General features: G+C 66.7%; 21 protein-coding genes. 13 read left to right on the top strand and 8 right to left on the bottom strand.

All coding sequences use genetic code 11. From position 1 onward, the window contains the following. The first annotated feature begins 14 nt into the window (after positions 1 to 14). Positions 15 to 1,877 (top strand): hypothetical protein, encoded by a 1,863-nt coding sequence (locus OG394_RS21865; RefSeq protein WP_328988874.1) that lies wholly within the window; start codon positions 15 to 17, stop codon positions 1,875 to 1,877. Here OG394_RS21865 and OG394_RS21870 read toward each other — a convergent pair. Then, the gene (locus OG394_RS21870; protein WP_328988875.1) at positions 1,860 to 3,065 is read right to left on the bottom strand and encodes an MFS transporter; all 1,206 of its coding nucleotides are present in this window, start codon (positions 3,063 to 3,065) and stop codon (positions 1,860 to 1,862) included. The genes OG394_RS21865 and OG394_RS21870 overlap by 18 nt on opposite strands. Before the next feature lie 58 nt (positions 3,066 to 3,123). Between OG394_RS21870 and OG394_RS21875 the strand changes: the two genes are divergently transcribed. Then, positions 3,124 to 3,675 carry a CGNR zinc finger domain-containing protein gene (locus tag OG394_RS21875; RefSeq protein ID WP_328988876.1) on the top strand — a complete coding sequence of 184 codons (552 nt, stop codon included), beginning with the start codon at positions 3,124 to 3,126 and terminating at the stop codon, positions 3,673 to 3,675. Here the strand turns inward: OG394_RS21875 and OG394_RS21880 are convergent. Next, entirely contained in the window at positions 3,672 to 4,520 is an 849-nt protein-coding gene (locus tag OG394_RS21880) for an NmrA family NAD(P)-binding protein (protein ID WP_328988877.1), read from the bottom strand. The two genes, OG394_RS21875 and OG394_RS21880, sit on opposite strands and share 4 nt — an antisense overlap. Before the next feature lie 119 nt (positions 4,521 to 4,639). Between OG394_RS21880 and OG394_RS21885 the strand changes: the two genes are divergently transcribed. From OG394_RS21885 to fdhD, 6 genes are read left to right on the top strand one after another with little or no spacing between them, the layout of a single operon-like run. After that, positions 4,640 to 5,122 (top strand): NAD(P)H-dependent oxidoreductase subunit E, encoded by a 483-nt coding sequence (locus OG394_RS21885; RefSeq protein WP_328988878.1) that lies wholly within the window; start codon positions 4,640 to 4,642, stop codon positions 5,120 to 5,122. Then, on the top strand, positions 5,119 to 6,639 hold the full coding sequence (locus OG394_RS21890; protein ID WP_328988879.1) for a formate dehydrogenase beta subunit: 1,521 nt from the start codon (positions 5,119 to 5,121) through the stop codon (positions 6,637 to 6,639). The genes OG394_RS21885 and OG394_RS21890 overlap by 4 nt, the downstream gene beginning before the upstream one ends. Beyond that, on the top strand, positions 6,636 to 9,455 hold the full coding sequence (fdhF, locus tag OG394_RS21895) for a formate dehydrogenase subunit alpha (RefSeq protein ID WP_328988880.1): 2,820 nt from the start codon (positions 6,636 to 6,638) through the stop codon (positions 9,453 to 9,455). The genes OG394_RS21890 and fdhF overlap by 4 nt, the downstream gene beginning before the upstream one ends. Beyond that, entirely contained in the window at positions 9,455 to 9,679 is a 225-nt protein-coding gene (locus OG394_RS21900) for a formate dehydrogenase subunit delta (RefSeq protein WP_328988881.1), read from the top strand. The genes fdhF and OG394_RS21900 overlap by 1 nt, the downstream gene beginning before the upstream one ends. Then, positions 9,679 to 10,887, top strand: coding sequence for a molybdopterin molybdotransferase MoeA (locus OG394_RS21905; RefSeq protein WP_328988882.1), 1,209 nt, complete (start codon positions 9,679 to 9,681; stop codon positions 10,885 to 10,887). The genes OG394_RS21900 and OG394_RS21905 overlap by 1 nt, the downstream gene beginning before the upstream one ends. Further along, positions 10,875 to 11,717 (top strand): formate dehydrogenase accessory sulfurtransferase FdhD, encoded by an 843-nt coding sequence (gene fdhD, locus OG394_RS21910; protein WP_328988883.1) that lies wholly within the window; start codon positions 10,875 to 10,877, stop codon positions 11,715 to 11,717. Before OG394_RS21905 ends, fdhD begins: the two co-directional genes overlap by 13 nt. Before the next feature lie 36 nt (positions 11,718 to 11,753). Here fdhD and OG394_RS21915 read toward each other — a convergent pair whose 3' ends face one another. Next, positions 11,754 to 12,953 (bottom strand): glycoside hydrolase family 64 protein, encoded by a 1,200-nt coding sequence (locus OG394_RS21915; protein WP_328988884.1) that lies wholly within the window; start codon positions 12,951 to 12,953, stop codon positions 11,754 to 11,756. 319 nt (positions 12,954 to 13,272) lie between these two features. Between OG394_RS21915 and OG394_RS21920 the strand changes: the two genes are divergently transcribed. Together OG394_RS21920 and OG394_RS21925 are read left to right on the top strand one after the other, a co-directional pair. Next, positions 13,273 to 13,839, top strand: coding sequence for a dihydrofolate reductase family protein (locus tag OG394_RS21920; protein ID WP_328988885.1), 567 nt, complete (start codon positions 13,273 to 13,275; stop codon positions 13,837 to 13,839). 13 nt (positions 13,840 to 13,852) lie between these two features. Further along, a complete protein-coding gene (locus OG394_RS21925) occupies positions 13,853 to 14,422 on the top strand; it encodes a dihydrofolate reductase family protein (RefSeq protein WP_328988886.1) in 570 nt (189 codons plus the stop codon). Here OG394_RS21925 and OG394_RS21930 read toward each other — a convergent pair. The 3 genes from OG394_RS21930 to OG394_RS21940 all read right to left on the bottom strand — a co-directional run bounded on the left by OG394_RS21930 (position 14,419) and on the right by OG394_RS21940 (position 16,976). Next, positions 14,419 to 15,108, bottom strand: coding sequence for a hypothetical protein (locus tag OG394_RS21930; RefSeq protein ID WP_328988887.1), 690 nt, complete (start codon positions 15,106 to 15,108; stop codon positions 14,419 to 14,421). The two genes, OG394_RS21925 and OG394_RS21930, sit on opposite strands and share 4 nt — an antisense overlap. A gap of 6 nt (positions 15,109 to 15,114) precedes the next feature. After that, positions 15,115 to 15,714, bottom strand: coding sequence for a hypothetical protein (locus OG394_RS21935; RefSeq protein WP_328988888.1), 600 nt, complete (start codon positions 15,712 to 15,714; stop codon positions 15,115 to 15,117). A 119-nt stretch (positions 15,715 to 15,833) separates the two neighbouring features. Next, positions 15,834 to 16,976: a peptidoglycan-binding protein gene (locus OG394_RS21940; RefSeq protein ID WP_328988889.1), complete on the bottom strand. Its 1,143-nt coding sequence runs from the start codon at positions 16,974 to 16,976 to the stop codon at positions 15,834 to 15,836. Between the two features lie 183 nt (positions 16,977 to 17,159). Between OG394_RS21940 and OG394_RS21945 the strand changes: the two genes are divergently transcribed. Then, positions 17,160 to 17,612 (top strand): SRPBCC family protein, encoded by a 453-nt coding sequence (locus OG394_RS21945; RefSeq protein ID WP_328988890.1) that lies wholly within the window; start codon positions 17,160 to 17,162, stop codon positions 17,610 to 17,612. Between the two features lie 90 nt (positions 17,613 to 17,702). On the opposite strand, the gene OG394_RS21950 is transcribed toward OG394_RS21945, so the two are convergent. Beyond that, positions 17,703 to 18,146: an Hsp20/alpha crystallin family protein gene (locus tag OG394_RS21950; protein WP_328988891.1), complete on the bottom strand. Its 444-nt coding sequence runs from the start codon at positions 18,144 to 18,146 to the stop codon at positions 17,703 to 17,705. A 147-nt stretch (positions 18,147 to 18,293) separates the two neighbouring features. On the opposite strand from OG394_RS21950, the gene OG394_RS21955 reads away from it, so the two are divergent. Together OG394_RS21955 and OG394_RS21960 are read left to right on the top strand one after the other, a co-directional pair. Next, positions 18,294 to 18,962 (top strand): hypothetical protein, encoded by a 669-nt coding sequence (locus tag OG394_RS21955; RefSeq protein WP_328988892.1) that lies wholly within the window; start codon positions 18,294 to 18,296, stop codon positions 18,960 to 18,962. Further along, complete coding sequence (locus OG394_RS21960) at positions 18,959 to 19,348, top strand: VOC family protein (protein WP_328988893.1); 390 nt, start codon at positions 18,959 to 18,961, stop codon at positions 19,346 to 19,348. The genes OG394_RS21955 and OG394_RS21960 overlap by 4 nt, the downstream gene beginning before the upstream one ends. Here the strand turns inward: OG394_RS21960 and OG394_RS21965 are convergent. Continuing rightward, complete coding sequence (locus OG394_RS21965) at positions 19,341 to 21,722, bottom strand: phosphoketolase family protein (RefSeq protein WP_328988894.1); 2,382 nt, start codon at positions 21,720 to 21,722, stop codon at positions 19,341 to 19,343. The genes OG394_RS21960 and OG394_RS21965 overlap by 8 nt on opposite strands. Positions 21,723 to 21,726: the final 4 nt, after the last annotated feature.

The raw sequence follows: 21,726 nt of genomic DNA on the forward strand, positions 1-21,726 counted from the left end.
TACGGTGGTCAGCCATGACAGCGCTGTCCTCGGCCGCCGACCTGTGGCGCGACCTCTGCGAAACGAAGAAGCTGCGACTGAAGGGCTACGACCAGGACCTCGCCGACACCATCCGCACAGCCTTCTCGCTGACGGCCCGCGAGGACATCGCGGCCGGACTAACCCGTGTCGACGCCACCGCTGAGGCATTGTTGCGCGTCATGCTCGCGTCTTTGCGCCCCTTCACGGAAATGCTCACGGATCTGCTTGGGCTGTATGCGCGAATAGACGCCGATACCGGCACCGGGGACAATCTTCGAATCGTCTACGAATTCCAGCAGGACAAGGAGCTTGACCTCCTTCTCAGCAACTTTCGCGAAGAGGTCAAGAGGACCGTCACGAGACTGGAATCAGTCTTGGCCGTTCAGGTGACGATCGACTCTCCGCGATTCCCGCTAGCCGGCCGGGCAGGCGTTGGCCGGATTCCGGCCGAGCTAGGAGATTGGGTCGATCAATACGCCAATGGCGACATCTGGCCTACCGGAATTCCGTCGCCACCGAAGACGGGTATCGATGATTTGGACCGGGCGGCCGCTGAGGCGATGGAGGTCTTTCACAGCGTTCTCGGACGCGCCCGCATGGTGTCGGCAGGCCGACCCGCATTGGCTGCGGAGCTTGGCGAGGAGGCCGGCTCACCTGAAGACCTCCGGGCGCTCTGGATGCTGGTCTCCGAATTCTGGCTTCTCGAGTGCGTGATCGGCCTGCACAGCGCGCTCGCAGCCGAGGACGTCAACGAGCTGGCGCCTGATCTGACCGGCATGCTGCGCGGCTGGCTGGATTCGTTGCCCACCAGGTTGCACCTGGCAGAGGTACGACGCGAGGTCCTCGAGTCGATCCTGTCGTTGCCGACCTGGGGGTTCCGGCACGAGCTCTACGCGGCATGGGTCATCACCGAGATCGACGCGGCACTCGACCAGCGCCTGCGCTTCCGCGTCGACAACGGCCGGCTCGCCTTCCCCTTCCACGAAACGCTGATCGCCATCCTGCCCTGTGCGGGCAGCACCCTCGAGTTGTGGACCGAGCTGCGTTCACCCCTGGATAACCCGGTCGGCAAGTCGCGAACCAAGAACATCCAGCCCGACTACCGCTTCTTCGACGCCGCCGCGGACGACCGGACGACCGGCACACCTCTCGCGATAGAGGTGAAGCAGTACGGCAAGGCCGCGAACAAGAGCCATGGCCTCGCACTAGCCGACTACACCGAGGGCCTTCCCAACGCGAAGGTGATTCTGGCCGCGTACGGCGTGGTGGGCCCGAAAGTGAAGAACTGGGTCGCCGCGGCGAACCGCGACAGGGCCATCATCGTGGCCGACCTCCGCCCGGCCCGGCCTGCCGAATCAGCGGCGTTCCGGCAAGCCGTCATCGAGGCGTTGCCCCCAGCTCCTGCGCCCGCCGCCGAAGTCGTCCTCAACGGTGAGGATCTGACCATCAGCTTGCACTGGAATTCCTCGGTGCATGACCTGGATCTTCACGCGATGGTGAGACACGAGCGCGGGACGTCGTACATCTATCACCGGTTGCTCGTCGGCGACCACGCCAGGCTCGACGAGGACGCTCGGGACGGTGGGCCGGAGACCCTGCGCATAACCAACCCAGCCGACGAGGGATGGCGCACCGTCGAGATCTGGGTTGATGTCTATCCGCACGACGAGCCCGCCACCTTCGCCGATGCCGATCCGGTTCTGGTGTTGACCGGCGCTACCGAGACGCACGTGCTGAAGCCGCCACTTCCACTTCCCGATGACGACCAGCTCGCCTGGCGCGCGGCGACGATCCGTGCGGATGGGACCGTGTTTGCCCATGGCGTGTACGCGAGCCGGTCACACCTCCGGGAGTGAAAGGTGGCGTCGCATTGCTGGTTGGACTAGCGCAAGAACGAGGGCGGTTAGGGCGGAGAGGGTCCAGAGGGTGGTGGGGCCGGCGGCGGTGAGGAGTTGGGTGCCGGCGATGGGGGCGAGGGTGGTGGCGATTCCCCAGCTGAGGCCGTAGGTGGCCATGTAGCGGCCGCGGGCGTTGTCTGGCGCGAGGGCGGCGACGATCGTGTAGGCGCGGCTGAAGAGCAGGAGGTCGCCCAGGCTCCAGACGACTGTGGCCGCGAGGAATGACGGCAGGGTCGTGGCGAACGCGTTGGCCAGCAGGCCCGCGCTGAGGAGGAGGTAGCCGATCGCCATGGCCGCGAAGTCGTCTAGCTCTCTGACTTGCCGTAGCCGTTGCAGTGGCTGAGCCAGCACTAAGGTCAGCGCTGACACCGCCAGAACCAGGCCGACCGTGGAAGCCGGTAGGTCCCGTGCGAGCAGCGTGAACGGGAGTCCGATCACCAGTTGCATGTAGAGCGTGGCGAAGACTGTTCCGGTCGCGAGCATGGCCAGCAGCCGTGGATCCCGCCAACTGCCACCAGCGGCCGACGATGCCGGGCGGCTGGACGTGGTCGGGAGAGCGAAGGCGATCAGGGTGGCGCAGGCCAGGCAGGTGATGGCGTCGGCTGCGAAGAGCCAGCGTAGGTCGAAGTGGCCGAGGGCGGCTGCCAGGAGGCCGGCGAGTACGGCGCCTGCTGCGACGGCTGCGCCCAGGAGGCCGTAGGCGGCTGGGCGGTCGAGGGCTTCGGTTACGTCAGCGATGATCGCTTGGCTGGGTGGTTCGTAGATCTCGAATACCAAGCCGAGCAGGATGGCGGCGAGAACGGCCGACCACAGGGTGCTCGAGAGGGCGATCCAGGCCTGAGCGATGGCACATCCCACCAGGCCGACGACGATCGTGTGCTTCGCTCCGAGTCGATCGGCCAAGTGACCACCAAAGACGCGGGACGGAATGGTCGCGAGGCCGAACACCGTGAGCACCAGCCCGGCCTCGGCCACCGAGGCGCCGAGTTCGACCGTCAGGACGACGCCGAGGAAGGGCAGGGTGAAGGCGCCGAGCCGGTTCACCGCCCGTGCGACCACCAGCACCCAGACCGTCGACGACAAACCGCGCCACGACACCGCCGGGGCGGGCCGTGCGTGACTGTCGAAAGCACTATGGTTGGTCACGACCTGGACTTTACGGAGATTGGGGGTGACTGGTCAAGTGAACTTCGATAGTCACGTATTGAACCTGCTGACCGCCGCGGTCCAGCTGGTGAACAGGCTCACCCCGGGCCAGACCGGCGGGGCTGACTTCGAGGTGCCGGTTGGCACGGCGCTGGTCGAGGCCGTCGCGGATGCGCTCGGGGCGGACGGGCGACGGCGTCCGAAGGTCAGCAAGGCCGATGCCGAGAAGCTGAGCGCAGTGGCGGTCAGGATGCGGGTGGTGTTCGAGGCGGCCCACGGGGGCGATACCGACCAGGCCGCGTCCGAGGTCAACGGCCTGCTGCGGGCGACCGATGCCCGGCCGCAGCTCGACAAGACCGATGGCTGGAACCTGCATTTCCACGGGCCCGATGACACCCTGGCCAACGGCTGGGCGGCCGGATGCGCCGCCGGACTCGCGATGGCTCTGGGCAGCGACCTCGCCGGCCGCCTCGGCGTCTGCGCCGCGCCGGCCTGCGATCGCGTCTTCGTCGACACCTCGAAGAACAGCAAACGCCGCTTCTGCTCCCCCGCCTGCCAAAGCCGCGTAAAAGCCGCCGCGCACCGAGCCCGCCAAGCCGAGACCCGCTAAACCAGGTTTGCGGCCGCCCAGGAGGCGAGGGTCGTGGGCGTGGTGGTCAGCAGGGTGCGGGGGTTCTCAGGGGTGAAGTCCCGGAGCGTCATGCCGAGGATGCCTTCCACCTGAGCCTCGGTCATCCCCAAGGATCGAAGCGCCGAACGCTGCCGGTCGTCCGTGATGTGTTCAGCGCGCACCTCCCGCCCGAGCACACGCGTGAGGATGTCAGCGACTTGCGCGAACGAAAGGTCCTCGGGCCCATGCACGGCCTGTACGTCGCGCCCGGCCCACTCGGTCGAAAGGAGCCGAACGGTCGCGATCTCGGCGATATCGCGCGGGTCCACCCACGGCATACTCGCGTCGAGCGCCATCGTCGTACGAAGAACCCCTTCCTGCAGCGCCGACGGATCGAGCAGCAGGTTGGTGAAGAAATACCCGCACCTCAAATGCAGTACCGAAACACCGGTCGCGTCGAGCAATTCCTCCGTCCGCGCCAGGCCATCGATCTCACCCGCTCCAGACCGCTTCTCCGCGCCAATACTGCTAAGGAAGACCGTCCGCTCAATCTGGTTAGCGACCACCGCACGAGCCGCGCTGAACCCCATCCGCGCATACCCAGCCACCGGATCGTCGTCACCGGTCGGCGGATCGACCCAGAACAAGGCCTCCACCGCCTTCGTCGCGTCCACCACGAATTCCACGTCGCCCTGGTCCCCGACAGCCACGTCGACGTACGGCAGCAGCGCCGGATCGAGCTTCTGCGGATCCCGCACGAGAACCATCGGTCGCACTCCAGCCTGCACCAGCAGCCGTACGACGCGCGACCCGACCTGTCCCGTTGGCGTGGTGACCGCGATCATCGCCAATTCCCTTCCCTCGAGTAGTCGCCAAGTACCCAGGACCGCGCGATAGGAACGGCCTATGACGACATAGATAAGTTGTATTTGCCGCGCTCCCGCCGGACCGGGACCCTCGTGACATGACGACTGACGTGACGAACCCAGCGGCGGTGCGCACGGCACGAGTGCGGGAGATCGCCTCGGACCTGCGGGAACTCCGCGGTCCACTGATCCCGATCCTGCACGCGGTCCAGGAAGATCTCGGCCATGTCGATCAGGTCGACGTCGCGGTGATCGCCGATGTGCTCAACCTTTCCGTGGCCGAGGTACACGGTGTCGTCACGTTCTACAAGGACTTCCGCCGCGAACCAGGCGGCCGTACGACGCTGAGGATCTGCCAGGCAGAGGCTTGCCAGGCGGTGGGCGCCGAGGCCCTCGGTGACCACGTCAAACGGCGTACCGGATTGAGCTTCGGCAAGACGTCGGTCGACGGCAAGCTCACCCTCGACGAGGTCTTCTGCCTCGGCAACTGCGCCCTCGGTCCGGCGGTCCAGGTCAACGGCAAACTCCACGGCAAGGTCACCCCGGCACGGCTCGACGCAATCCTGGGAGAAGCCCGATGAAGGTATACGTCCCCAGAGATTCCGCAGCCGTCTCGGTCGGAGCCGACGAGGTCGCCGAGCGCATCCAGGCATCAGCCAACACTATCGGCCGAGATGTCGAGATCATCCGAACCGGCTCCCGCGGCATGCTCTGGCTCGAACCACTGGTCGAAGTCGAAACCCCGCAAGGCCGCATCGGCTACGGACCAGTTGCACTAGAACAGGTGGACGGCCTAATCGCGGCAGGCTTACTAGACGGCGAAGGCGAAAGCCTGGGCCTGGTCGAAGAGCTCGACTGGATGCGCCGCCAGCAACGCCTGACCTTCGAACGCGTCGGCGTGGTCGACCCGAGATCGGCCAACGACTACGAACAAAACGGCGGCATGCAAGGCCTCCGCAAAGCGCTGACGATGACCCCGGCCGAGGTGGTCGAAGAGGTCACCAACTCGGGCCTGCGCGGCCGAGGCGGCGCCGGCTTCCCCACCGGCATCAAGTGGCGCACGGTCCTGGGCGCGGACGCCGATCTCAAGTTCGTCTGCTGCAACGCGGATGAAGGCGATTCCGGCACCTTCGCGGACCGGATGCTGATCGAGGGCGATCCGTTCGTCCTGATCGAGGGCATGACCATCGCCGCGTACGCCGTCGGCGCCACCGAGGGCTACGTCTACCTCCGCTCGGAATACCCCGACGCGGTCGAAGCTTTGACGAAGGCCATCGAAGCGGCAAGGGCCAAAGGCTGGCTCGGCGAGGACATCGAGGGTTCGAAACTCACGTTCGACCTGCACGTACGGGTGGGCGCCGGCGCCTACATCTGCGGCGAGGAAACGTCGATGCTGGAGAGCCTCGAAGGTAAACGCGGCACGGTCCGGGCGAAACCCCCGATCCCTGCTCTGGAAGGGCTCTTCGGCCGTCCGACCGTCGTCAACAACGTCCTTTCGCTCGCCTCGGTCCCGACCATCCTGGCCAACGGCGCGGCGGCCTACGCGTCGTACGGTATGGGTCGTTCGCTGGGCACGAGCGTCTTCCAGCTCGGCGGCAACATCGCCCGCGGCGGCATCGTCGAGACCGCCTTCGGCATCACCCTGGGCGAACTGGTGAACGACCTCGGCGGTGGGACGGCGTCCGGCCGGCCTGTTCGCGCCGTACAGGTGGGTGGGCCGCTGGGGGCTTACCTACCGGTCGACCAGTTCGACCTGCCGATGGACTACGAGGCATTCGCGGCCGCGGGCGCGATGGTCGGGCACGGCGGCATCGTGGTGTTCGACGAGACGGTCGACATGGCGGGGATGGCCCGGTTCGCGATGGCCTTCTGCGCCGAGGAGTCGTGCGGTAAGTGCACCCCGTGCCGGGTCGGCGCGATCCGCGGGGTGGAGACGATCGACCGGATCCGTGCGGGTGAGGACCGGAGCAAGAACCTCGTACTGCTCGACGACCTGTGCGAGCTGATGACCGACGGCTCGCTCTGTGCGATGGGCGGATTGACCCCGATGCCCGTTCGCAGCGCCATACGCCATTTCGGAGAGGACTTCAGCGCATGACCCTGCTCAAGGAACCGGATTTCGGCACCCCCGCCCGCGACGGCGATCCGACCGTCGAAGTCACGATCGACGGCATCAACGTCACCGTGCCACCCGGTACGTCAGTCATGCGCGCGGCCAAGGAGGCGGGCCTCGACATCCCGAAGCTGTGCGCCACCGACAGTCTGGAGGCGTTCGGCTCCTGCCGGTTGTGCGTGGTGGAGATCGATGGCGCCCGCGGTACGCCCGCATCCTGCACGACGCCGGTGCAGCCCGGCATGGTCGTACGGACGCAGACCGAGAAGCTCGGCAAACTCCGTCGCGGCGTGATGGAGCTCTACATCTCGGACCACCCGCTCGACTGCCTGACGTGTTCGGCCAATGGTGACTGCGAACTGCAGGACATGGCCGGCGTGACGGGCCTTCGCGAGGTCCGGTACGGCTCGGGCGTCGACGCCGGGGCGAACCACCTGGACGCTCCGAAGGACACGTCCAACCCGTACTTCGACTTCGACGCCTCCAAGTGCATCACGTGCTCCCGTTGCGTACGGGCTTGCGACGAAGTCCAGGGCACTCTCGCGCTGACGATCGAGGGCCGCGGGTTCGAGTCGAAGGTCGCGGCCGGTGCGGGCGTCTCGTTCATGGAGTCCGACTGCGTCTCGTGTGGCGCCTGCGTGCAGGCTTGTCCGACGGCCACACTGCAAGAGAAAACCGTTGTCCAGTTGGGAATGCCGACCAGAAGCGTCCTCACCACGTGCGCCTATTGCGGTGTCGGCTGCTCGTTCAAGGCCGAGCTGCGCGGTGACGAGCTCGTCCGGATGGTCCCGTACAAGGACGGCGGCGCGAACGAGGGCCACTCCTGCGTGAAGGGCCGTTTCGCCTTCGGATACGCGAGCCATCCGGACCGCGTGATGGAGCCGATGGTCCGCGAGTCGATCACCGATCCCTGGCGCACGGTCAGCTGGGAAGAGGCGATCACCTACACGGCTCGTCGCCTCCGCGAGATCCAGGCGTCGTACGGCGCGGGGTCGATCGGCGCGATCACCTCCTCCCGTACGACGAACGAGGAGGTGTACGCCGTCCAGAAGATGGTGCGAGCCGTCTTCGGCAACAACAACGTCGACACGTGCGCCCGCGTTTGCCATTCCCCAACGGGTTATGGCCTCAAGCAGACGTTCGGTACGTCGGCCGGTACGCAGGACTTCAAGTCGGTCGAGAAGTCCGACGTCATCCTGGTCATCGGCGCCAACCCGACCGACGGCCACCCGGTCTTCGCCTCGCGGATGAAGAAGCGGCTCCGCCAGGGCGCGAAGCTGATCGTGATCGACCCGCGTCGCATCGACCTGGTCCGTTCCCCGCACATCGAGGCGGCCCATCACCTCCAGCTCGCGCCCGGTACGAACGTTGCCGTGGTCAACGCTTTCTCGCACGTCATCGTCACCGAAGGCCTCGCCGACCGCGAGTTCATCGCCGAACGCTGCGAGGACTTCGACACCTGGGAAGCCTTCATCTCCCAGCCGGAGCACAGCCCCGAGGCGGTCGAGGCCGTCACCGGCGTACCGGCCACCGAACTTCGCGAGGCCGCGCGCCTCTACGCGACTGGTGGCAATGGCGCGATCTACTACGGCCTCGGCGTCACCGAGCACAGCCAGGGCTCCACGATGGTGATGGGTATGGCCAATCTCGCCATGCTGACCGGAAACATCGGCCATGCCGGCGTCGGCGTCAACCCGTTGCGCGGCCAGAACAACGTCCAGGGCTCTTGCGATATGGGCTCCTTCCCGCACGAGCTGCCCGGCTATCGGCACGTCTCGGACGACGGCGCTCGCGCGGTTTACGAACAGCTCTGGGGTACGGCGTTGCTGGACGAGCCGGGCCTGCGTATTCCCAACATGTTCGACGCAGCGATCGACGGCAGCTTCCGCGCGTTGTTCGTGCAGGGCGAGGACATCGCGCAGTCCGACCCGAACACCACGCACGTCCATGCCGCGCTCGCCGCGCTCGACCTCCTCGTCGTACAGGACCTCTTCGAGAACGAGACGGCGAAGTTCGCCCATGTGCTGCTGCCCGGTACGTCGTTCCTCGAGAAGGACGGCACGTTCACCAACGCCGAGCGCCGGATCAACCGGGTCCGTCCGGTGATTGCGCCGAAGACCGGTAAGCAGGAGTGGGAGATCGTCTGCGAGATCGCACAGGCGATGGGCTATCCGATGCACTACAACTCGGCGTCCGAGATCATGGACGAGATCGCCTTCACCACGCCGACGTTCGCCGGGGTTTCGTTCGCCCATCTGGACAAGGTCGGCAGCGTGCAATGGCCGTGCAACGTCGACGCCCCGAACGGTACGCCGATCATGCACGAGGAGGGTTTCGTCCGCGGTAAGGGCCGGTTCGTCGAGACGGTGTACGTGCCGACGAGCGAGCGGTCGACCCGGAAGTTCCCGCTGATCCTCACCACTGGGCGCATCCTGTCGCAGTACAACGTGGGCGCGCAGACACGTCGTACGGCGAACGTGGCCTGGCATCCCGAGGACCTGCTCGAGCTGCATCCGCATGACGCGGAGGTTCGCGGGATCAACGACGGCGACATGGTCGCGATGTCCAGCCGGGTCGGCAAGACCACGCTGCGGGCGGTGTTGTCCGAGCGGATGCCGGTGGGCGTTTGCTACACGACGTTCCACCATCCCGTGACCGGCGCCAACGTGATCACCACGGACAACTCCGACTGGGCCACGAACTGCCCGGAGTACAAGGTCACAGCGGTCCAGGTGGCGCTGACCACTTCGGAGACGCCAGTGCAGTCCGTGCGCGAACCGGTCGCCGCGGTGAACGACTGATGAGCGAGCACGGCGTGCCACCACACGTCCGGCTGGCGAACGAGATCGCGATCCAATTCCACCACCAGTCGGCGGACCGGGCCTCGATCGCGATCGCCGAGCACATGCGGACGTTCTGGGAGCCCCGGATGACCTCCGCTCTACTCGAGTATCTAGATGCCGGGGGCAACGAACTCGATCCGGTCGCGGTCCGCGCGGCCGACCGATTGCGGCTCGGTAAGTGATGCGCGCGGTACACCTGCCCAGCCACGTCGGCCACGCCGTCGGCTGGGACGACGCGCGCGAACTCGCCCACGCGGCCGCCACCCCGTTGAGCCCGCGCGCCCTCCCGCTCACACAGGCGCTCGGCGCCGTACTGGCTGACCCGCTGATCGCCCTCACCGCATTCCCACCCTGCGACCGCTCGGCCATGGACGGGTACGCCGTGCGCGGCCCGGGTCCATGGACGGTCATCGGCACCAACCGGGCCGGTTCGGGGTACGCCGGACGGTTGACCGACGGGCAGGCGGTCGCGATCGTCACCGGCGCGGCCGTCCCCGCAGGCGCCAGCGCCGTACTCCCCGACGAGGACGTCCTGCGCGAAGGCAACCTCGTCCATGGCACGCCCGGTCCCAAACGGCACATCCGGTACGCCGGTGAGGAATGCCGGGCAAGCGAGGTGTTGCTCCCCGCGGGCACTCTCGTCCGGCCGGCCGTACTCGGACATGCCGCCGCCCTCGGGCACGACCAGCTGACGGTCATCCCCCGGCCACGCGTGGCGGCCCTCGTCACCGGCGACGAACTGGTCACGACCGGCCTGCCCGGCCCCGGCCGAACCCGCGACGCCATCGGCCCCATGCTGCCCGGCCTGTTGCACCAGGCAACGGCCCTCCCCCTGCAACGAGTGCAAGACTCACGACGGTTGCTTATAGACGCCCTCGCTCAGGCCGATGCCGACCTGATCCTCGTCTCCGGCTCATCCGCCGCCGGACCAGCGGACCACCTTCGGCCATCGCTGGAGGCCCTCGGTGCCACCCTGCTCGTGGATGGCGTGGCCTGCCGCCCAGGCCATCCCCAGGCGCTCGCGTTGCTCCCCGACGGTCGGCTAGTCATCGGCCTGCCCGGCAACCCTCTCGCAGCGCTCACGGCATTCCTCACCCTGGCCGTCGCCGCCATCGCCGGACTGCGCGGTGAACCGCTGGCTTCGTTGCCGACGGCCCCCATCCACGGTGGCCTCGACTGCCATCCGGCGAACACGCGGCTCGTGCCAGTGCGACTCCGCGACGGCGCCGCCGAGCCCGTCGGTCATGCGGGCTCCGCGATGTTGCGTGGTGTCGCGATGGCCGACGCGCTCGCCGTTGTCGAACCAGGTCCCGCCACGGCGATCACCGCCCGGCTGTTACCACTCGGTTTCGGATTTCCAGGGCAAGGGGAGCACGCATGGGCCGACTGATCGCGCGAAAGCCAGTGGTGCACTACGGACCCGAAGGGACCCGGCGGCGGCCGGACTCGATCGCCGTGGAGGAACCACTCGAACTGCGGGTGAACGGCAAGGCGCTGGCGGTGACGATGCGTACGCCCGGGCATGACGTCGAACTGGCCCACGGGTTCCTGCATACCGAAGGCGTGATCGGTGGTCCCGACGACATCCTCAGCGCCCGGTATTGCGACTCGCGCGATGACGAGGGGCGTAACACCTACAACGTGCTCGACCTCGCGTTGGCGCCGGGTGTGGCAGCGCCCGAGGTCGGGGTCGAGCGCAACTTCTATACGACTTCCTCTTGCGGGGTTTGCGGAAAGGCGTCGCTGGACGCCGTACGGCTGAAGTCTCGGCACTCGCCTGCCGGTGACCCCGTCCGGGTCGCGCTGGACGTGCTCGCTGGTCTGCCGGATGTCTTGAGGACGCAGCAGCAGGTGTTCGACCGTACGGGCGGGTTGCACGCGGCCGGCCTCTTCACTGCCGAGGGCGAGCAGTTGGTCGTACGCGAGGATGTCGGCCGGCACAACGCCGTGGACAAGGTCGTCGGATGGGCTTTGTTACAAGGGCTTGTCCCGGCTCGGGGTTGCGTCCTGGTCGTCTCCGGACGGACGTCGTTCGAGCTGGCGCAGAAGGCGGTGATGGCCGGAATCCCTGTCCTGGGCGCGGTTTCGGCGCCTTCCTCCCTGGCGATCGACCTGGCGGCCGAGTGCGGATTGACCTTGGCCGGGTTCATCCGGAACGGCTCGCTGAACGTCTACGCCCACGCCGAGCGGATCGCCGTACCGGCTCTGGTCGAGACGTGACCGTGCCCGCCCGAGCGGCGGGCACGGTGCACGCGTTCAGTTGAAGGTATCGAGGCTCACGTACGCCTGTTGCGGGTTGCCGTCGTGCACGAGGGCCTCGTGGGCGCCCACGTCGTCGAAGGCGAAGCCGTACGCCTTGCCGTCGACCATCTGCGCGTGGATCTTGCGCGAGTAGTGGTTGGTGACGACGTCCTTGTAGAAGTTGGCGTTGTTGGCGTCCGGCTGGTTCGGATTGACGATCAGGGTCGACCGGTTGTACCCGGCGCACAACGTGCGCGAGATCGGGCCGCGGACCTGGTCATTCGGTGCGTCGAGCAACTGGTGACAGCCGAAGATGCTGCTGGCGTTGGGCTTCTGGAACGACGTCACGATCTGCCCGGAGCCGTTCCTGAAGTTCATCACGCCACCCGAGACGCGGCCGAAGTACTTGAGGTTCGGCTGGTTGGAGAACGGGGTCACGGTCAGGTCCTGCGCGCTGTACTTGCTCCAGACGCGGTTCACATAATCGTCCATCACCGAGGCCGGCAGGGCACCGGTCTCGACGCCGTACAAGGGTGCAAGCGCTCGCAGCGGCTGGCCGTTCGGGCCGTTGTGGATCAGGTTGGCCCAGCCACCCGGCTGACCGCGGAGGGCGTTGTAGAAGTTGTTGAGGCCACCCGGCTTCAGCTTGCCAGTGGTGATGGTGCTGCCGTCGCCCTTGCGGACACCGACGGAGTACGGCACGGAGACCATGTCGACGTGGGTCGTGTTCAGCCAGACGCCTGAGTCGTTCAGCGTGTACTCGGACCAGCTGAACAGGATGTTGCGGTTCGGGTCGCTCGGGTTCTGCACCGCGGGCTGCACCAGCCCGCCCGTCGTCAGCTTGAAGACGAGCTTCTGGCCGTACGAGAAGTAGATCCGCCCGGAGAACTTGGGCATCTGGATCGTTTTCGACTGACCGTTCGCCGGGCCGGCGATCGACGCGTCCGGCGCCGGGGTCGGCGGGTTGCCACCGGCCGGCCACGGGTGGAAGCCACCGCCCGCGTCCGCCCAGCCCTGCCGGCCGGTCGAGAGCTCGGTGCCGAGGTTGTAGATATAGATGGCGTCACCACGACCGGAGTTGTTGGTGATGGTCAACGGAATCGTTGCTGGTACGGCGTTGGCCGATGGTGCGCCGGCAGTGGCGACTGCGGTCAGGCCCGCTGCCAACGAAGCGACAGCCGTGAGCAAGGCCAGGGTCTTCTTCTTGATACGCACGCTTGCATACCTCCTCAGGTCGGTCCCCGGGAAGTGACGGGTGAGATACCGGCGGAGGCACGGCTCGCAGGTCGGTCCGGGGGCGGACCAGCCCGCACCAGGAAGAGCGGCGCGACCAGGCTGGTACTCACAGTCCATCCGGAGGGGGCGGTCCGAAATACTGTGAGAGCGCTCTCACCTTTACCCTACGTTCACCGCCTGTCAATGCCTCAGCACCCACAGTCTCGGAGAGAACATTCTGGGGCGATGTCAAAAGGGCGGGAGTGGCTCCGACCTGTCTGTGAGAGCGCCCGTCGGGTGCTGTGGAGAGGGAGTACTTATGCGCAAGCTCATCTACATCGTTCATCAGTCGCTTGACGGGTTCATCGAGGGGCCGAAGGGAGAGTTCGACTGGCCGTTCGTGGGGCCGGAGTTGTCGGCGTACTCGATTGGGCTGCACGAGCGGGTTGACGCCTTCGTTTATGGCCGGCGTACGTGGGACTTGATGTCGTCGTACTGGCCGCAGGCCGAGTCGATGTCGAACGACCCGCACGATCTGCAGTTCGCGCCGATCTGGCGGAGCACGCCGAAGATCGTCTGCTCGAACACCCTGACCGAGGCCGACTGGGGTACCAAGGTGATCGGCGGCGACTTGGCGACCAAGTTCGCCGAGCTCAAGGCGCAGCCCGGCAAAGACCTCCTGCTGACCGGTGGCGCCGAGCTGCCCGGCGTACTGACGGAGCTCGGGTTGATCGACGAGTACCACGTGTTCGTGCACCCGGTTGTGCTCGGCGGTGGCAAGCGGGTGTTCAGCGCGGATCGCAGCCGGTTCGACCTCGAGCTGGTCGAATCGCGTACGTTCGACGGCAAGACCGTTTTGATCCGCCAGGACCGCGCCAAGGCCTGAGGAGGCTGTCCGAATGCGAAGGCTGATCCTGCAGCAGTACGTCACGCTCGACGGCTATGCCGCTGGGCCGGGCGATGACCTGAGTTTCTTCGAGACCGTCGCGGATGCGGAGGAGTCCACCCGCGACAATCTCGAGTTGCTCCGGTCCATCGACACGATGTTGCTCGGCGCAACGACGTACCGGCTGTTCGTCGAGTTCTGGCCGACCGCGACCGACGAACCGATAGCGCCACTGTTGAATGACCTGAACAAGGTGGTGATCTCGTCGACGCTGACGGAGGCGCCGTGGGGTGATCGCGAGCCGGCCACGGTGCTGAGCGGGGACGCGGCCGAGCTGGTCGCGGACCTCAAACGCCAAGCAGGCAAGGACATCGTGCTCTGGGGCAGCATCTCGTTGTCCTACCGCCTCTTGGCCGCGGGGTTGATCGACGAGGTCCAGCTGCGGGTCTGCCCGATCCTGGTCGGCGCGGGCAAACCAGCCTTCCAGGTGACCGATCACCCGATCTCGCTGGACCTCGCCGAGGCCCGGCCGTATGCGTCCGGCGGCGCCTTACTCCGTTACCTCCCGAAGGAGACGACCTAGCCGGCGCCGGTGCCGGTGGTCTGGTTGGCGATATTGGAGGGCTCGCCGCGGTAGAAAGCGCGCACCCGGTACGACGCCTTGCGTTCGCCGGGCATCGTGCTCAGTTCCACGAACGTGGAATCGGCATCGATGTACCCGGCCACGCGATAGTCGGACTGGCCAAGCGACCGGATCTCCAGCAGGTATCCCTCCTCGCCCTGCGCGTTATCCGACCACGTCACGCGAGCGCCATCCGCCACCGGCACAACGCTGACGTCCGACGGCGCCGCGCCCGCCTCCCGCACCGGCCTGACCGCCTTGGCCGTGGCGGCCTTGGGCTTGGCCGCTTTGGGCTTTGACAGGTCGACCTCAATCGGCGCCGAGACGGGCCCGAGCACGGGCGTGACCTTGTAATGGAAGGGCGTTCGCGGCATTAAGTCGGGATGCCGGAACGTCGTACGCCCGACCGGCACGAACTCGAGAATCGTGTACCGGCCTCCCGGTTCGGTAGCGAACTCGACGATCGCACTACTGGCCTCGCGGTCGATCCCGGCCCAACTCAGCTCCACGTCGACCGGTGAAACAAGCGTGGCAGTCAACGCGAGGCCGCCTCGGACAGGAGCCGGTGAGCCACCAGCCGGCCCACCGGTTCCTGAGCAACCGGTGAGCACGACCAGCAGGACAGCCGTACAGGCGAGTCGGTTCAACGGAACCTACTTCCGCCAGAACCGGATGTCGCTCCACTGCGTGGTGATAGGCCCGGCGCCACTGTTGGTGCGATACGAGCCGAACTTGTCGTAGAAGCTGCCGCCAGGGCTGCTCATACTGTGCCGCTGGGACCCGTTGATGTAGGTCCGATGGGCGCTGCCGACCACGTGCACGGTGTTCACGCGGACGGTGGTTCCGACCGGCGCGGCACCACTCTGAATGGTGTCACCGCCGACCCGGTAAAGGCGGCCGCCACGTTCGACGGCGAGCATGAAGAATGGGCCGGAGCCGCTTTCGTTGAAGGTCTGTTTCAGGCTGATCCGGGTGCCGGCCATGCTGGTGATCCGGAAATAGCCCTCGAACTGGCGGCTGCCGCCGGAATAGGTGGCATACCGCCGTTCGGCGCGCTGGTCGCCGCTGGCGGTGGAGCAGGTCAGCTGGAAGGTCAGGTTGTTCACCTGGCCGCAACCGCGTTCCTGGACAGAGAAAGAGGGCGAGTACGACGTCCAGCCGCCGGGCTCGACCTCAGCCCAGGCGGTAGGGGCCACGAGCATCGATCCGAGCACGGCAGTGGTTGCCGCGAGCAAGCGTAAACGTGGGGGCATTGTTTACCTCATCGCAGAGAGTGGGCGGGTTACTTTCCGCGTACGCTCGCTCACGATAAGGGCAAAAGTGCTCCGGTTAGAAGAGTTCCCAGTGGAATCCTCAGCGCGTTTGTTCCACGTTATTTGCCGGTTTGGAGCGCGGTCCATGTCCCAGTTCCGACGATGCCGTCGACAACGAGTTGCCGGGTCGTCTGGTAGTCCCGGACCGCCGTCTTCGTCCCCGGTCCGAACTGCCCGTCGATGGCGACAGTGCGACCCAGTGCCGCCGTCAGCGATCGCTGCAGCCTACGGACGGCTGTGCCGGTTGAACCCTCACTGAGCGTCGGTTTATCTCCCGCCGACAAGAGCGCCGTCCACGTCTTAGACCCGACTATGCCGTCCGCTAGCAGCCCCACCCGGCTCTGGAACGCCTTGGCCGCATCAGTTGTCGCGGCATCGAAGGACCCCGTAGGCGGTTCAGCCATGCCGAGCAAACACTGCGCCGCCATCACGGACCCGCCGGTCGAACCGGCCTGCAACGTGGGGTAGCTCGTGAACTCGGCATTGGTGTTCGCACAGGTCTGGACCCCACTGACCAGGCTGTTCGCGGCAGCCTCGCCCTTTGCGACGGCATCAGTCGCGCTCTCGATCGGCGAAGCACTGACGCCCGGGAAGAGGATGTACGTCACGACGGCGCCGGAAACGCCTCCGGTGGCAGGGTTCGGGTTGATGCCGAGCAGTTGCGCGAGCTTGTACGACCCCTCACCGATCGCGCCGGACGGACCCGCGTCGCCGACAACGGCGTACGCGACCTTGCCCTGGTAGACGACCGCCGCGACGGTCGCACCCCTGATCCCCGCCGTCTTGTAGTCCCAGGTCGAACTCGGCAACGGTACGACGATGAACGGCAGACCGGCCGAATTCAGCGGGCGTCCATCGGACTGATGCCACGAGGTATCCGGCTGGAACCAGGGATCGGCGTTCTCGTTGCACTGCGTGGTCCGCTGGCCATCGCAGTCGATATCGAGGTCAGCCGTCCAATGCACCGCGCCGCCGGTCTTGCAGACGGGAATGTTCCGCGTCCCGCCCGCGTCGTGCGCGTACATCCCGCTCGACAGCTGGTTCGAGCAGCCCGCCACCTTTGCCCTCAACTGATCCGCGGTCGGCCCCGCCAGCACCCCCGCCTCGGCCTCCGGGTGCACGGACACGAGCATCGAGACGAAGGTGGCGACCAGCATCGCCACCACCAGCAACCGCCGCCCACCCAAACCCACCGAGCCCACCGAGCCCACCGAGTGCCTAATCAAAGCCTCCACGGATCATGTAGCCATCTGTCCGCAGAGTATCCGCATTGCGTAACCTTTTACCAGTTTCGGCTATCGGACGTTAGCCGGTTCCACCCGTGTCACCCCCTGATCGATGGGTACCCGAGGGGAGAACCCCACAGATCAAGGAGGTACGAGCCGATGAGCACCATCACCGAATCGGTCGACGTGGCAGTCCCGATCACCGCGGTCTACAACCAGTGGACCCAATTCGAGTCGTTCCCGGCCTTTATGGACGGTGTTGAGGCGATCCGGCAGATCGACCCCACGCACACGCACTGGGTCACCAAGGTCGGCGGTGCCACGCGCGAGTTCGACGCGACCATCACGGAGCAGCACCCCGACGAGCGGGTGGCGTGGAAGTCCGACAACGGGCCGACCCACGCCGGCGTAGTGACGTTCCACAAGCTCGACGACACCCACACCAGGGTGACCGCGCAGATGGAAATCGATCCGGAGGGCTTCGCCGAGAAGGTCGGCGACAAGCTCGGCGTGATCGAGGGCAAGGTGAAGGGCGACATGAAGCGCTTCAAGGCGTTCATGGAGAGTCGCGGCAGCGAGACCGGCGCCTGGCGCGGCGACGTTGCCCGCTGACCCCGCACAGACCACGCTGCCCCGAGCCCGCCAGGGCCGGGGCAGCGTCGATCGCGGCTCAGGAGCTGAGCGGCTCAGGAGCTGAGCGGCTCAGGAGCTGATCTGCTGCCGCTCGGTACCGGCCGAACCGACGGCGATCTTGCGCGGCTTGGCCTTCTCGGCGATCGGGATTCGCAGGGTCAGCACGCCGGTGTCGTAGTGAGCCTCGATCCGGTCGGCGTCGAGCGTGTCACCGAGGAACAGTTGGCGCGAGAACACGCCCAGCGGCCGTTCGGCGACCTGCATCTCGACGTCGTCGGGGACCTCGATCGGGCGGCGCTCCGCCTTCACGGTGAGCACGTTGCGCTCGACGTCCAGGTCGATCGCGTCCGGGCTCACCCCGGGCAGATCGAACACCACGACGAACTCGTCACCACTGCGGTAAGCGTCCATCGGCATCGGGCTCGGCCGTGACCACGTGCCTGGCGCGGCGGCGCCGAGGACCTGCTGGGCCAGCCGGTCGAACTCACGGAACGGGTCAGTGCGCATCAACATCGCCTTTCCACCTCCTGTTTTGTCGTTGAGCGACGGTGGTCAATACGCACTTACCGTTGTAACATGTCATCGGAACGACGACAAGTAGCATTGTCACTGAAACGACGACAGCCTTGACGCGCCACGACCTGGACGGAGCGCTTCCCGATGCCCCTCGACGCCGAAGCCCCAACGCGACCGGCCGCCGATGCCGTCCGAGTCCTGACCGACCTGCTCGCCGGCCTGGACAACTCGAACGGCTCAGGCGAAGGCAAAGGCACGACGCGAGCCGACGTCCTCGCCGGGCTGACGGAACTCCGCACCCTCCTGCAAGAGGTCGCCCGCTGGGAGCCGCTGTTGATCAGCGCCGCCCGCGATCGCGGCGCGAGCTGGGCCGAGATCGCTCCGGCCCTCGGCCTCGCCAGTCGCCAGGCCGCCGAACGGCGCTTCTTGCGACTCGAACACCAAACCGGACACGCGGGCCTGACCGGTGATCAACGCGTCCAGGCGACTCGAGACCGCCGGGCGGGCGATCGAGCCGTGGCCGGTTGGGCCCGCGGCAATTCGGCGGCTCTACGCGGCCTGGCCGGCCAGATCACCGCGCTGGAAGGCCTCGATCCCGCGACCCAGGCTTGCGTCGACCGCGTCCGCGCCGCACTCGGCGAGAACGACACCGCCGCCTTGATCGAGCCCCTCGCGGAAGTGGCGCCGCGACTCGCCACCACCCATTCAGCCCTGGCGGATCAACTCGCGGCCGTTGCCGCGGGCACCGCGAGTGCCCGCCGGCAGACCAGCTCAAGTCAGACCAGCTCAGCGAAGAAGGAGGACGCCCCGTGAAGCTGTTGTTCGAGCTCCGTCCGGTCGAACACCTCGACGCCAGTGTGGACTACTACCGTGACCTCGGTCTGGTGCCGATGAGCTGGCCGGACGACGATACGGTTTTGCTCGGCTCGGATCGTTCGGAACGACCCACGCTGATGCTGGTGCGCGACCCGGTCGAATCCGCGTTGCGGTCGGGCGCGATCTACGAGGTCGGCGATGTGGACGCCTTCTACACCGAGCACCGTGGTCTCGATTGGCTGGTGCCGCCGTCCGACCGCTCGACCGGCCGGTATGCCGTGTTCGCCGATCGGACCGGTGCCGCCGTACGTCTGCTCGACTATCGCCCGTACGAGCAGCGCATCCGAGACCTGACCCCTCCCGCGTTAGCCGCCGTCAGCTAAAGCGCCGATCCCAGCGCCACTCGCGGACCTCGGGCAGGTCCTCGCCGTACTTGTTGACGTACACGTGATGCCGTACCCGCTGGTCCTCCAGGTACTGCCGGACCGCGACCGCGCGACTGCCGAGCCCGGGCACGCGATCGATCACGTCCATCGCGAGGTGGTAGCGGTCGAGGTTGTTGCGCACGACCATGTCGAACGGCGTCGTGGTGGTGCCCTCCTCGATGTACCCCCGCACGTGCAGGTTGTCGTGGTTGTGCCGCCGGTACGTCAATCGATGGATCAGCCAGGGATAACCGTGGTACGCGAAGATCACTGGTTTGTCGGTCGTGAACAATGCGTCGAACTGCGGATCGGTCAACCCATGCGGGTGTTCGGCGGGATCCTGTAAACGCATCAGGTCGACCACGTTCACGACCCGGATCCGCAGCTCGGGCAGGTGCTCGCGCAGCAGGTCGACCGCCGCGAGCGTCTCCATCGTCGGCACGTCGCCCGCGCAGGCCATCACCACCTGCGGATCACCCTGGTCGTTGCTCGCCCATGGCCAAACCCCGGCACCACGCGCGCAGTGCAACGCCGCCGACTCCCAGTCCAGCCAGCTCGGTTGCGGTTGCTTGCCCGCGACAACGACATTCACGTAGTTCCGCGTCCGCAGGCAATGGTCCATCGTCGACAGCAGGGTGTTCGTATCCGGCGGCAAGTAGACTCGGATCACCTCGGCCTTCTTGTTCACCACATGGTCGATGAACCCGGGATCCTGGTGCGAGAAGCCGTTGTGGTCTTGGCGCCAGACGTGCGAAGTGAGCAGATAGTTCAGCGACGGGATCTGCCGGCGCCACTCCAGCCGGTTGATCGTCTTCAGCCATTTGGCGTGCTGGTTGAACATCGAGTCGACGATGTGCACGAACGCCTCGTACGACGAGAAGACGCCGTGCCGCCCGGTCAGCAGGTATCCCTCGAGCCAGCCCTGCAAGGTGTGCTCGCTGAGCATCTCCATCACCCGGCCGTCCAGCGCGAGATGCTCGTCGGTGTCGCGGGTGTTCGCGTTCCAGGCCTTACCGGTCACCTCGTAGACCGCTGACAGCCGGTTCGACTCGGTCTCGTCCGGGCCGACCAAGCGGAAGTTCCGGTACGGCGCGTTGGCGGTGAAGACGTCGCGCAGATAGGCGCCGAGGACCCGTGTGGCCTCGGCGTCCTCCGCACCCGGCAGCTTCACCGCGACGGCGTACTCGGCCGGATCGGGTAGCTCCAGATCGCGCGCCAGCAGACCGCCGTTCGCGTGCGGGTTGGAGCCCATCCGCAGCTCGGGCCCCGGTGCCAACTCCAGCAGCTCGGGCACCGGTCGGCCGTCCGCGTCGAACAGCTCCTCGGGCCGGTAACTGCGCAGCCAATCCTCCAGTTGCCGCCGGTGATCCTCGTTGTTCCGCACACCCGACAGCGGCACCTGGTGCGACCGCCAGGTGTCCTCGACCGGCTGGCCGTCGACCACGCTCGGCCCGGTCCAGCCCTTCGGCGTACGCAGCACGATCATCGGCCACACCGGCCGCGTCGTCAGCCCCTGCGGGGATCGCGCCTCGGTCTGGATCTCGTCGATCCGGTCCAGGCATCGATCCAGCGCCGCCGCCATCGCCTGATGAACCTCGGCCGGCTCGGAACCCTCGACCAGGAACGGCTCATGCCCATACCCCTCCAGCAGGCTGGTCAGCTCCTCGTCACCGATCCGCGCGAGCAGGGTCGGGTTGGCGATCTTGTATCCGTTCAAATGCAGAATCGGCAGTACGGCGCCATCGCCGCGCGGGTCGAGGAACTTGTTCGAGTGCCAGGAGGTCGCGAGTGGACCGGATTCGGCCTCGCCGTCGCCGATCACGCAGGCGACGACCAGGTCGGGATTGTCGAAGGCGGCGCCGTACGCGTGACTGAGCGAATAGCCGAGTTCACCGCCCTCGTTGATCGATCCGGGCACCTCGGGCGCCACGTGACTCGGAATACCGCCCGGGAACGAGAACTGCTTGAACAACCGGCCCATCCCGGCCAGATCCCTGGTGGTGTTGGGATAGACCTCGGTCCAGCTTCCTTCGAGCCACGTGTTCGCCACGATGGCGGGACCACCGTGACCGGGGCCGATGACGTACAGCATCCGGCGTTCGCGTTGGCGGATCACCCGGTTGAGGTGGGCGTAGATCAGGTTCAGGCCGGGTGTCGTACCCCAGTGGCCGAGGAGGCGGGGTTTGAGGTGGTCCGGCGCCAGCGGTTCGGCCAGGAGCGGGTTGGCCATGAGGTAGATCTGCCCGACGGACAGGTAGTTCGCGGCCCGCCAGTACGCGTCCAGGCCGCGCAGTTCGTCGTCGGTCAGCGGGCTGGTCTCGATCCTTTGCACGCTT

The sequence above is a fragment of the Kribbella sp. NBC_01245 genome (assembly GCF_036226525.1).
In the GTDB taxonomy this organism is placed as follows: domain Bacteria; phylum Actinomycetota; class Actinomycetes; order Propionibacteriales; family Kribbellaceae; genus Kribbella.